This is a genomic window from Microbulbifer sp. Q7, from assembly GCF_001639145.1.
Lineage (GTDB): Bacteria > Pseudomonadota > Gammaproteobacteria > Pseudomonadales > Cellvibrionaceae > Microbulbifer.
In genome coordinates this window covers 1184246-1196951 of sequence record NZ_LROY01000001.1, presented here as the reverse complement: position 1 = coordinate 1196951, position 12706 = coordinate 1184246, and the positions used below count along the sequence as shown (strand labels likewise).

The 12706-nt window shown below is 58.5% G+C and carries 9 protein-coding genes; 3 read left to right on the top strand and 6 right to left on the bottom strand.

Annotated features, from left to right (window positions below; translation table 11 throughout):
- The first annotated feature begins 63 nt into the window (after positions 1-63).
- Positions 64-873 carry an MOSC domain-containing protein gene (locus AU182_RS04840; RefSeq protein WP_066961342.1) on the top strand — a complete coding sequence of 270 codons (810 nt, stop codon included), beginning with the start codon at positions 64-66 and terminating at the stop codon, positions 871-873.
- Positions 874-941: 68 nt separating this feature from the next.
- Here AU182_RS04840 and urtE read toward each other — a convergent pair whose 3' ends face one another.
- The 6 genes from urtE to AU182_RS04810 all read right to left on the bottom strand — a co-directional run bounded on the left by urtE (position 942) and on the right by AU182_RS04810 (position 8083).
- Complete coding sequence (gene urtE, locus AU182_RS04835) at positions 942-1637, bottom strand: urea ABC transporter ATP-binding subunit UrtE (protein WP_066961333.1); 696 nt, start codon at positions 1635-1637, stop codon at positions 942-944.
- Positions 1634-2479 carry an urea ABC transporter ATP-binding protein UrtD gene (gene urtD, locus AU182_RS04830; RefSeq protein ID WP_066961330.1) on the bottom strand — a complete coding sequence of 282 codons (846 nt, stop codon included), beginning with the start codon at positions 2477-2479 and terminating at the stop codon, positions 1634-1636. The genes urtE and urtD overlap by 4 nt, the downstream gene beginning before the upstream one ends.
- Complete coding sequence (urtC, locus tag AU182_RS04825) at positions 2476-3672, bottom strand: urea ABC transporter permease subunit UrtC (protein ID WP_066961327.1); 1197 nt, start codon at positions 3670-3672, stop codon at positions 2476-2478. The genes urtD and urtC overlap by 4 nt, the downstream gene beginning before the upstream one ends.
- Positions 3669-5291, bottom strand: a complete 1623-nt coding sequence (gene urtB / locus AU182_RS04820; protein ID WP_227718120.1) for an urea ABC transporter permease subunit UrtB — start codon at positions 5289-5291, stop codon at positions 3669-3671. The genes urtC and urtB overlap by 4 nt, the downstream gene beginning before the upstream one ends.
- Positions 5292-5573: 282 nt before the next feature.
- Positions 5574-6860 carry an urea ABC transporter substrate-binding protein gene (gene urtA, locus AU182_RS04815; protein ID WP_255359336.1) on the bottom strand — a complete coding sequence of 429 codons (1287 nt, stop codon included), beginning with the start codon at positions 6858-6860 and terminating at the stop codon, positions 5574-5576.
- Between the two features lie 65 nt (positions 6861-6925).
- Positions 6926-8083: a hypothetical protein gene (locus AU182_RS04810; RefSeq protein WP_153039112.1), complete on the bottom strand. Its 1158-nt coding sequence runs from the start codon at positions 8081-8083 to the stop codon at positions 6926-6928.
- A gap of 264 nt (positions 8084-8347) precedes the next feature.
- Here AU182_RS04810 and AU182_RS04805 point away from each other — a divergent pair, with 264 nt between their 5' ends.
- Together AU182_RS04805 and AU182_RS04800 are read left to right on the top strand one after the other, a co-directional pair.
- Positions 8348-11755: an ATP-binding protein gene (locus AU182_RS04805; protein ID WP_066961325.1), complete on the top strand. Its 3408-nt coding sequence runs from the start codon at positions 8348-8350 to the stop codon at positions 11753-11755.
- Positions 11752-12702, top strand: coding sequence for a response regulator transcription factor (locus AU182_RS04800; RefSeq protein ID WP_066961323.1), 951 nt, complete (start codon positions 11752-11754; stop codon positions 12700-12702). The genes AU182_RS04805 and AU182_RS04800 overlap by 4 nt, the downstream gene beginning before the upstream one ends.
- Positions 12703-12706: the final 4 nt, after the last annotated feature.

The window sequence follows — 12706 nt, the reverse complement described above, 5'->3', positions numbered from 1 at the left end:
AGGAAAGCATCAATCCATGAAAGAATCAGCGTATAAAAGAATCGACCTATTAAGGAATCGACGGTGCGAATCTCCGCGCTCTACCATTTTCCGGTTAAATCCCTGCAGGGGCACAAGTGCAAGTCTTTGCCACTGGACCAGTTCGGTGCGGTCAACGACCGCCGCTGGATGCTGGTAGACGACGAAAATCAGTTCGTTACCCAGCGCCGCCTGCGTTCCATGGCGCAACTCAAAGCCACGGTAACCGGGGTCGGCGTACGCCTGGAAAATGCCGAGGGGGTCAGTATTGATGTACCCCAGCCTGAGATTGGTGCCGATGTGAGAACGGTGCGGGTCTGGGATGACGATGTGCTTGCGCGCGATGCCGGCGATGCGGCCGCGCAGTGGTTGAGTGAGCAGCTAGGCACAGCGGTGCGTCTCGTCGCCATGGGTGAAGAATTCCAGCGGCCGTTGGCGTCGCCGCGGGAAGATCGTCAGGTGGGGTTTGCCGACGCTGCGCCACTGCTGGTGATCAGTCAGGCTTCTCTGGATGATCTCAACAGTCGCCTCGCCGAGCCGGTATCCATGCTGCGCTTCCGCCCCAACCTGGTGATCAGTGGCTGCGAACCCTTCGCTGAAGACCACTGGAAAACCCTCACGATCCATACCCATGACGGCCCCCTGGTATTCGATTGCACCCACCCCTGTGCGCGCTGCGCCATCCCCGGCCTGCATCCGTTTACCGGACGCGCGCAGAAAGAACCCCTGCGCACGCTGGCCAGCTACCGGCGTTGGGAAGACGGACAGATTTATTTTGGGATGAACCTGGCCCCGGCTTCCGCCGTGCAGGCACCGGCCAGCATACACATCGGTGACCGGGTGGAAGTGCGCTGACGCAATCGCGGGATCCTATACCGCGGGACTCTATACCGCCCGATTGCACTCCCCAATCCTGCCCCCGATTACACTGCCAGATATTGCCGAATCAGCGCATCGTCCAGGTTTGCCATCTTGTCCGCGGCCACCACCGAGCCTTTCTGCATCAGGCGGAACTCTTTACCCACCCGCCGCGCAAACCCCAGTTTCTGCTCCACAAGAATCACCGTCAGCCCGTCGCTCTCGTTCAGCTGCGTGACGACATCCCCGATCTGGCGAACGATATTCGGCTGGATACCCTCATTCGGCTCATCCAGAATCAGCACCTTGGGGTCAATCACCAGCGCGCGACCAATGGCCAGCTGCTGTTGCTGACCACCAGACAAGTCGCCACCGCGACGGTGCAGCATATCTTTCAATACCGGAAACAATTCGAACACCCGATCGGGAATTTTCTTCAGCCCGTCCCCCCGCGCCGGTAATCCGATCTGCAGATTTTCCTCCACCGTCAGCAGCGGAAAAATATCTCGCCCCTGGGGCACATAGCCAATGCCCATTTTGGCCCGCGCCTGCGCCGGGCTACCTTCAATCGGTTTACCCCGATACAGAATGCGCCCAGCGCTGGCCGGCAACAGACCCATCAGGCACTTCAGTAACGTCGTCTTACCGGCACCATTGCGGCCCATAATGCAGGTACAGGAGCCCTGCTCGATGTCCAGATCGAGATCCCACAGAATCTGGGTGCCGCCGTATTTCTGATTGAGTTTTTCAATCCGGATCATGCTTCCTCCCCGAGATACACTTCAATAACCTCGCGGTTGTTCTGTACCTGGTCCATCGTGCCCTCCGCCAGTACCGAGCCCTGATGCAGCACCGTGACGGTACGCGCAATACTGCGCACAAATTCCATATCGTGCTCCACCACAATCACCGTGTGCTTGCCCGCCAGAGAGGTAAGCAACTCCGCGGTGCGCTCGGTTTCTTCCGCGGTCATACCCGCCACCGGCTCATCCACCAGCAATAGCCGCGGCTCGGCGGCCAGTAACATGCCGATCTCCAGCCACTGTTTCTGACCGTGGGACAGGGACCCGGCCAACTGGTAGCGGGACTTCTCCAGGCCGATGATATTGAGCACCTCATCGATACGATCCCGCTCACTACCGGAGAGGCGCGCGGTGAGTGCACTCCACACACCCTTGCTCCCCTGCAGGGATAATTCCAGGTTGTGGAACACCGTGTGCGCTTCGAATACCGTGGGTTTCTGGAACTTCCGCCCGATGCCCAGCTGGGCAATTTCCGCCTCGTCGTGGGCCAGCAGGTCGATATTCTGGCCAAACCAGGCGCTGCCACTGTCGCAGGGTGTCTTGCCGGTAATCACATCCATCAGAGTGGTCTTGCCTGCCCCATTGGCGCCGATCAGGCAGCGCAGCTCCCCGTCGTTCACATACAGGGTGAGATCGTTTAACGCTTTGAAACCATCAAAGCTGACATTCAGCGACTCCAGATACAGAATGACATTCTTGGAGACATCCGGAGAGCGCCGGCGCGGCACCAGAAACGGCCACGCCGTATCCCGGCGCAGCAACTCCCGCGCGGGCCCGGTAATTGAATCGAAATTTGTCATGCGTTGACCTCCTGGGGGCCGATTCCTCCGCGGTTGCCCGCAGGGACTTTATCCTGCGCCGGCGGCACAGGGGCGTCATCAGGAGAGCGTTGCAACAAACCTGCCAGCCCTTTGGGCAGGTACACGGTAACGATCACAAACAAGGCGCCGAGGGCAAACAGCCAGCCGTCGGGCATAATGGCGGTAAAGCGGGTCTTGGCGTAGTTCACCAGCAAGGCGCCAACGATGGCGCCGTACAGCGTGCCGCGGCCACCCACCGCCACCCATACCACCACCTCAATGGAGTTGAGCGGGGTAAATTCACCGGGATTGATAATCCCCACCTGCGGTACATACAGTACGCCCGCCAGCGCCGCGATCAGTGCCGAGTACACGAACAGCCATACCTTGTAGTGTTCGGTGCGGTAGCCGAGAAAGCGCGCACGCGCCTCCGCATCCCGCACCGCCACAATCACGCGGCCAAGGCGCGACTGCACAATCGCGCGGCTGCTGATAAAGGCGATCACCACCAGCAGCGTGGTCGTCAGTAACAGCGCCACCCGTGTGCCATCGGCCTGCAAATCAAACCCGAGAATATCCTTGAAATCCGTGAGCCCGTTGTTGCCGCCGAACCCCATTTCATTGCGAAAAAACGCCAGCATCAGCGCATAGGTCAACGCCTGGGTCATGATGGACAGATATACGCCGGTCACCCGCGAGCGAAACGCCAGCCAGCCAAAGATAAAGGCCAGCAGCCCCGGCACGGCGAGTGCCACCAGCATGGCGAACCAGAACTGATCCATACCAAACCAGTACCACGGCAGTTCCTGCCAGTTTAAAAACACCATAAAGTCCGGCAGATCCGGATTGCCATACACACCGCGGTCACCAATCTGGCGCATCAGGTACATGCCCATGCCGTAACCGCCGAGCGCAAAGAACGCCCCGTGGCCGAGACTCAGGATGCCGCAATAGCCCCAGATGATATCCACCGCCATGGCCAACATGGCAAAGCATAGATATTTTCCCATCAGGGTGATGGTGTAAGTACTGACATACAACGGCGATTCCGCAGGCAACAACAGGTTGGCGGCAGACATGGCCAGCGTTGTTACCAGCAGTGCACCCACCAGAATGGAAGAACCCTTACCGGGCTGGCGCAGCTCAGTGAAGAGCCGGCCGATTTTGTTTATTGCGGTATTTACTGTGCTCATTCTGCGGCCCTCCCACGCTGGGGAAACAGCCCTTTGGGACGCTTCTGGATAAACAGAATCAGGCAGACCAGTACGATGATGTTTGCCAGCACCGCGCCCGTCGCCGGCTCGAGAAATTTATTCGCCACACCGAGCGAGAACCCACCCACCAGTGTACCGAGCAGATTACCCACACCACCGAATACCACCACCATGAACGAGTCGATGATGTATGCCTGCCCCAGATTCGGGCCCACATTGGTCAACTGCGACAGGGCAACACCGGCCACACCAGCAATGCCAGAGCCGAGTCCAAAGGTCATGGCGTCCACCATTTCCGTGCGAACACCCATGGCTTTTGCCATGTCACGATTTTGAGAGACCGCGCGCACGTTGAGCCCGAGCGAGGTTTTTTTCAACACCATCACCAGTGCCGCAAACACCGCCAGCGCAAACAGCAGGATATACAGACGGTTATAAGTAACAGAAAAGACTGGATTGATCGCCAGCGAGCCGCTCATCCACTCCGGGGTTACCACCTGCATATTCAGTGGCGAAAAAATACTGCGTACCGCTTGCTGCAAAATCAGGCTGATGCCAAATGTCGCCAGCAGGGTTTCCAGCGGCCGCCCCTGTAGATGACGGATGACACCGCGCTCGATCAGCACCCCCACGCTACCGGACACCAGAAAGGCCGCGGGCACTGCAATCAATAGTGAGTAGCCGATGGCTTCTGGCATCAGCTGCTGAATCACGTAGGTGGTGTAGGCGCCGAGCATGATCATTTCGCCGTGTGCCATATTGATCACACCCATTACACCAAACGTAATGGCAAGGCCGATGGCGGCCAGGACCAGCACAGAGCCGAGGCTGAGCCCAAAAAACAGCTGCTCCAGCTGGCCGTAGAATTCGATGCGCTCGGTAATTTTATCCAGCGCCTTTTGGGCTGCTGCCCTCACGGCATCATCCCCTTCATTTTCATTGTCAAGCAACCGGCGCAGTTGATTGCGCACCGGGGCCTCCAGGTGGTGGCTCATGGCGTTAATCGCCGCAACACGCTCATCGGTGACGTTACTTTCCCGTAGGCGCACCATGGCTTCCGCCAGGCTGATCAGGTCGGCAACCTCGGCACTTACCCCGGCCTCGGAGGCGCTTTGTAGCAGGCGCATGTTGTCGGTAGACAGATCGTCCAGCATGGCCAGTAGCGCCATGCGCTGCTGCTCGGGGTTGCCCTGCAGCAGATTGATCCGCGCGATGGCGTCGCGCAGCTGACCGCGCAGCCGGTTGTTTACGCGAATTTTCTTGATGTCCCGCCGCGCCTGTACCCCCAGATCTGCGCCAGTAAATACATCCCGACCGAGGTAATCGCCGGCGGTATTTTTGCTAACCGCCATCAGATTTCCGGTGGGCTTGTGATAGTGCAGATCACCGGCGAGCATGGTTTCAAACAGTGGCCGCATGGCGGCACCACCGGAATCCTCCAGCTGCTTCACCAGTTCCCCGGTCTCACGCAGGCTGGCCTTCGTTAACTGCTGTAGCGTGGCCTCCACGGCAGGTGGTACAGAGTGCGTCTGCGCCTGCACGCAAATGGCGGCAAATGCCGTCATCAGCAGGGCACAACTCAGTATCAATTTTTTCACAAAAAACTCCGCGACACGGCTCGGCCACAATGCGGCTCGTCACTGGGCAGAAATCGGTCTGCTCCGCGAGGATGATTTGCCAGGCACTGTAACCATACAAAAACGAAACAAGCCCCGGACAGTCCAATACATTAAGTATTGCCGGGGCTAACTCCCTAACCGAAGTGCTCTACAGGCAGAGAGCGCTTCGGCTAACCCTGTGATATGCGGTGAGCTCACTTGAGGTTTTTTCTTTCCATCATCCGTGAAGAAAAAAGGAACCACTCACCGTTATCGTCGGGATTACTGAACCTGGCCGCTGCAAGCTTCGGCCTTGGTGTTGTAATTGCCGCATTTGATGGGTGCGGTCCAGTCGGCGATCAGGTCTTTGGAGCCCGGCAGGAAGTCGGACCAGGCATCGCCGGGTACGACGTCGTCGGTTGCCCACACCACTTCAAACTGGCCGTCATCCTGGATCTCACCGATGAATACCGGCTTGGACAGGTGGTGATTTTTATTCATCTTGGCAACACCGCCGGTCAGATTGGGGAACTCGATACCGATCATCGCCTGTTCTACGGCATCCACTTCCGTGGTACCCGCTTTTTCCACCGCCTTGGCCCACATGTTGAAACCGATATAGGTGGCTTCCATAGGATCATTGGTTACGCGCTTTTCATCACCAATGAACTTCTTCCACTGCTGAACAAAGTAGTCGTTGGCCTCGCTATCGATACCCTGAAAGTAGTTCCATGCGGCCAGGTGCCCAACCAGCGGACCGGTATCGATACCGGAAAGTTCTTCCTCACCCACGGAAAACGCCACCACAGGAATGTCTTCGGAGCTCACGCCCTGGTTGGCGAGTTCTTTGTAGAACGGCACATTGGCGTCACCGTTAATAGTGGAGACCACGGCGGTCTTTTTACCCGCACTGCCGAACTTTTTGATATCGGACACGATGCTCTGCCAGTCGGAGTGACCGAATGGCGTATAGCTGATCATGATGTCTTCTTTGGCGACGCCACTGTCTGCCAGGTACGCCTCAAGAATCTTGTTGGTGGTGCGTGGATACACGTAGTCGGTGCCTGCGAGCACCCAGCGTTCAACTTCCAGGTCTGACATCAGGTAATCCACGGCAGGAATGGCCTGCTGGTTGGGGGAAGCGCCGGTGTAAAACACATTTTTGGAGGACTCTTCACCCTCGTACTGTACCGGGTAGAACATGAGTCCGTTCAGCTCCTCAATCACCGGCAGTACCGACTTGCGCGATACCGATGTCCAGCAGCCGAAGATGACATCGACCTTCTCTTTGGTGAGCAGCTCGCGCGCCTTCTCCGCAAATAGCGGCCAGTCGGAAGCCGGGTCAACCACCACCGCTTCCAGTTGTTTACCCAGCAGGCCGCCCTTGCGATTCTGCTCTTCCACCATCATCAGCACGGTGTCTTTGAGGGTAGTTTCACTGATGGCCATGGTGCCGGAGAGGGAGTGCAGCACACCCACTTTAATGGTCTCTGCGGCCAGTGCGGCGGCACTCACCACGCTGGTGCCCGCAGCGAAAGCCAGGCTGGCGATAATCTTTTTCATGTTCATGGAATGACTCCTTGTATTCTTTTTTGATGGCGCAGCACACCGTGGCGGCTGCGCGTGTACAGGTCTTAAAGCTGGACTTGCATACCGAGACTCAATACATCGACATCCGCGCCCGCATAGCCCGATGCATTGGCATCACCGGAAACAAAACTGAGGTTCAGGCGGGTGTTGTGGCCATTGACCACATAATTGAGGCCCAGCTCGGTGGAACTGCTGCTGTCGGCATCGGAGGGGCTGTTTTCCACGAGGCGCAGGTACGGCTGGAATTTGCCCGGGCCGACATTGCTCGGGAATAAATAGGCTGCGGTGGCAAATGCAGACTCGCCATCAAACAGGCAGAAGCAGTCGCCGGTCATCGGCTGGGAAGCGAGGGTGTAGTCCGCATCGAAGCTCTTGTACTCCGCCTCAACGGTGATCACTCCGCCGGCATCCAGTACGGTTTCCGACAGCATGTCGACTGTCCAGCCGGAGAAGTCACCGGCGGATTCTGCGCTGCCCACACCGTCTTCCTGACTTTGCAGGGAGAGTGCCAGGGTAAAGATATTGCCCAGGCCACCGTAGTAGGTGGAGCTGGTGTAGTACCCGGGGTTGGATTCCATATTCAGGAAGTTGTAGGCAAAGCGCGCGGCGTACAGCGGGTTCTCGTCCTGGTTGCTGTATTCGTCGAGGCCAATAAAGCTACCCGCGGCATACTGGAATTTACCGGCGGTGCCCCAGAAGGTAATCCCTTCGTCACGGCCGATCAGACCCGCCTGGCCGCCCTGGTCGGAGGCGTACAGCGGCTGGCGATACTGGTTCCAGCTGAGGGCATAGTAGGGGCCACTCATTTCAATTCGATCCGCAGGCGTCAGCATGCGCCCGGCCCAGATATTGAACGCGGGGCTGAATTCGAACTGGGCAATGGCATCCAGCACATCCACGGTATCGCCGTCCCGCTGCTGCAGGTTGAAGGTGAACTTCACCGTGTCACTCAGCTGGCCGGAGGTGTACACGCGGATATCCGGCATGGTGAACGCACTATCGCCTTCCACCGACTGGAACTGGGAGCGAAAGCCGGCACCGATACTGAATGTCTGGCCACCTTCGGACTCGAACTGTTTGGCGGCCGCCGGCAGCGACACCATGCTCGCGGCCAGCACACCCACCGCACAAGCACCACGCAACCAGGAGCTTCTCGACTGAAGCGCCTGTTGCGGTCGTTTTCCTGTTGAACACATCTCCATGGTCATCCCCTCTGTTGTCGTCTCGATTGGTTATTTTTTGGTGCTATCGATTATTCGACCGCAGGCACAGGGGAGCCATACGCGTATTGGGGCCGGTAACTACGTCATTTGACGGTTTCCAGAAATATGCGGAGACGTACACTAAAGATGGCAGGAAACCACACAGAATCCGGTATTCTTGTTGCATAAAAGAACAAATAACCAAGGCGGAACCCGGTGGTTGGAATATTTACGGGCAACGATAACGACGGGCAACAACACACCATGCGACCCGCACAACAGGTATTCCGCGTCCGGCGGACCTACAACAAGTGGGTCGGGGACGAGACCCTCGAAGACTTCGCACTGCGATTTACCGCGGTGCGCGGGCGCCGCTTTACCATTGAACAGGTAGCCAAAACCGCTCTGGGGGCCACCGCGTTTCTCGCACTGGAAGCGATCGCCGCTGCGGTCACCCTGAATTACGGGTTCGTCAATACGGTGGCGGCCATGCTCGCCGTGGCCGCGGTCATCTTCATCACCGGTTTCCCGATCACCTACTACGCCGCCAAACACGGGCTGGATATCGACCTGCTTACCCGCGGCGCCGGCTTCGGTTACCTCGGCTCCACCATCACCTCACTGATCTACGCCTCGTTCACGTTTATCTTTTTTGCCATCGAGGCCGCCATTCTCACCTCGGCCCTGCACGCCCTGCTGGGCATCCCTCCCGCCATCGGCTACATATTTTGCGCGGTCGCGGTCATCCCCATCGTGACCCACGGCATCCAGGCGGTAAGCAAATTCCAGATTGGCACCCAGCCCCTGTGGCTGCTGCTGCAGTGCCTGGCGCTGGGGATTGCGGCGTGGTTTGAACTGTCGCGGGTCGACGACTGGACCCAGTACACACCGCAACACAATCCCACGGGGGCGGCATTCGACTGGATGCTGTTTGGCGCAGCCAGTGCGGTGTTTTTTGCGATGGTGGCGCAGATTGGCGAACAGGTGGATTACCTGCGTTTTATGCCGGAGAAAACCCGGGAAAATCGCCGACGCTGGTGGTTCTGGCTAACCCTGGCCGGGCCGGGCTGGATCCTGATCGGGGTTATCAAGATGCTGTTTGGCTCGTTTCTCGCTTACCTCGCCATCACCGACGGCGCTTCGGCCGAGCAGGCCGCAGACCCGGTGTATATGTACCAGAGCGTCTTCAACTACGTGACTCAATCCCCCACCATGGCATTGATTCTGGCGGGCGTGATGGTGCTCATCTCACAGATGAAGATCAACGTCACCAACGCCTACGCAGGCTCCATCGCCTGGTCGAACTTTTTCTCACGGCTGACCCGCAGCCATCCCGGGCGAGTGGTGTGGCTGGTGTTCAATGTCAGCATCGCGCTGATTCTGATGGAGCTTGGTATTTACCGCGCACTGGAAGGCGTGCTCGGTATTTTTTCACTGGTCGCCATCAGCTGGCTGGGCTGCCTCGCCGCAGACCTGATGATCAACAAACCGCTGGGTATCAGTCCGTCCTACGTGGAGTTCAAGCGCTCGCACCTGTACGACTTCAACCCGGTGGGCGTGGGCTCCATGCTGCTGGCATCGGTGATCGGTATCGTGTGCTATCTGGGCCACTTTGGTGAGGGGGCGAAAAATTTCGCCAGCTTTATCTCTCTCGGCATCTGCTTTGTGATGGTTCCGCTGTTGGGCCTTGTCACCCGCGGCCATTTTTATCTCGCGCGTCACCAGGATTTTTTTGATGGCGATGATGCACCTGCGGGCAGCACCCATATCCAGTCCGCACAGACCTGCTGCATCTGCGAAAATGATTTCGAACCCGCCGACATGAGCCACTGCCCGGCCTACCGCGGCCCGATCTGCTCACTGTGTTGCTCCCTGGACTCCCGCTGCCTGGACGCCTGCAAACCGGATGCGCGCCTTTCCCAGCAGCTTGCCGCCTTTGCCAAAATGCTGGTGCCGGAACAGGTGGTGAACGGGGTGGACTCGCGGCTGGGGCGCTTTGCCTTTTTGTTGCTGGGTGCCAGCGTGGGGATTGCGGGGGTTCTGTCGCTGATTTACGGCCAGCTTCAGCCCGCCAGCGAGAGTGATGCCGCTTTGCTCAGCCAAGCGATGTGGACCCTGTTCGTGGTGCTGTTGCTAATCGCCGGTGTGCTCGCCTGGCTGTTCCTGCTGACCCACGACAGCCGCATCGTTGCGCAGATGGAGTCCAACCGCCAGACGCGCCTTTTGCTGAATGAAATCGAAGCGCACAAGGAAACCGACCGCGCCCTGCAGGCCGCAAAGGAGCAGGCGGACCGCGCCAACAGTGCCAAGAGCCGTTACCTCTCGGGCATCAGCCACGAGCTGCGCACCCCCCTGCAATCCATACTCGGCTATGCGCAACTGCTCAACCAGCAGCAGGATATTCCCGACAAACATCGCAATGGGCTGCGCATCATCAAGCGCAGCGGGGAGTACCTGACCGATTTGATTGAGGGTCTGCTGGATATTTCCAAAATTGAAGCGGGACGCCTGGATATCTATCGCAACCACGTGCGACTGCCCGAGTTACTCGAACAGATGGTGGACATGTTTCGTCCACAGGCCGAATCAAAAGGCGTGCGCTTCTATTTCCACATCCACAACCCGCTGCCAACGACGGTAATCGCCGATGAGAAGCGGCTGCGACAGATACTGATCAACCTCCTGTCCAACGCAATCAAGTATACCCGTGAGGGTAAGGTGGAATTCCACATCCGCTATCGCAATCAGGTGGCCGAGTTCACCATTGTTGATACCGGCGTGGGCATACACCGGGAAGACCAGGCGCGCATTCTCAAACCCTTTGAGCGGGTGCGCAACGGCACCACACCGGTGGCTACCGGCACCGGGCTGGGGCTGACCATTGCCTATCTGCTGACGGAAATCATGGGCGGCGAATTGCGCCTGGAAAGTGCAGTGGGCAAAGGCAGCCGCTTCACCGTGTCCCTGTTGCTGTCGTGGGTGGAGGACGAGCGCCGCAGTGAAGTACCGGAACGCCGCATCAGCGGCTATCGGGGTCCACGGCGCAGCGTGATGGTGGTGGACGACGAGCCGATTCACCGCGGGCTGATTGGCGACCTGCTGACCCCCCTGGGCTTTTCCATACTGGAGGCACAAAGCGGCGAGGATTGCCTGGCGCTGGTGCAGCATCAACGTCCGGATCTGTTTCTGCTGGATGTGACGATGCCGGGCATCAACGGGCTGGATCTTGCGCAGGAACTGCGCGCGCGCAAAATATCCGCGCCCATTGTCATGCTCTCGGCGGATGCCCAGGAGCGACACCTCACCCCCGGCGACAGTGAACCCGCCGATCACGATGCCTACCTGGTGAAACCCCTGGTGAACCAGAAGTTGTTCGACACCCTGGCTCGATTACTGAAACTGGAGTGGGTCTACGGGATGGATACCGACACGGCTATTCGGCCCACGTTAACCCCACCCACAGAAGCAGAAGTGCTTCCGGAGCATCCACTGGTAGCGGAGCTGTTGGCGTACGCCCGTATCGGCTACCGCAGCGGTGTGCACCGCACGCTCGACCGGCTTGCGGAAGCGTCGGTGATAAACGCACATCGAGTCGACGAATTCCGCCAGCTGGCGGACACCATGCGCTTCGAGCAGTTGAGCGAAGCGCTGGAAAACAAGGAGCGTGCATGAAAACCTGTGACGATACAGCGAGCCGCTCGCAACCGGCGGCGGACGCGCAAACCGGCGATATCGTGCTGGTAGTGGACGATTCGCCCGACACCCTGAGCCTGATTAACGATATTCTGGAGCAGGCTGGGATCGACGTGCTGGTCGCGCTGGATGGCAGCCAGGCGCTAAACATTGCCCGCCGCCTGCGCCCGGATATGATCCTGCTGGATGCGCTCATGCCGGGGCTGGATGGATTCGAAACCTGTCGCTTGCTGAAGGCCGACCCGGAGCTGGCATCGATTCCAGTGATTTTTATGACGGGGCTGACCGAATCGGAAAGCATTGTGCGGGGCCTCGAAAGTGGTGGCGTGGATTACCTGACCAAACCGATCCAGCCCAATGAATTACTGGCGCGCATGAAGGTACACCTGAGTAATGCGCGCCTGACCTCCAGCGCCCACCAGGCACTGGACTCGACGGGACAGTTTCTGTTTACGGTGGACACCGAAGGCCGCATGCACTGGGCTACCCCGCAAACCTATGCCCTGCTGAGTAGCGCCGGCGCACTGGAACCCGATGCGCAAGCGCAAGTTGCTGGGCATTTACAGGTTTGGCTTTCGCGCAATCCGGACGGAGGGCAGAAGCTGAAGCTCGAGGGTTTACGCCAGCCGCTGGCGGTGGTGTTTATCGAGCAGCGGGATGCAATGATGTTTTTATTAAAGCTGGTGGACGACGGCGGTCCCGCCGGTGAGGATATCTTGCGCGAGAAGTTGTCGCTCACCAAACGGGAGTCGGAGGTGTTGTTCTGGATTGCCAATGGCAAAACGAACCGGGAAATCGGTGAGATTCTCAGCGTGAGCCCACGCACGGTGAACAAACACCTGGAGGGAGTATTCTCCAAGCTCGGGGTGGAGAACCGGACCGCCGCGGCGGGCATTGCGATTCGGGCGATAAACCCGGATTCTTGAGTGA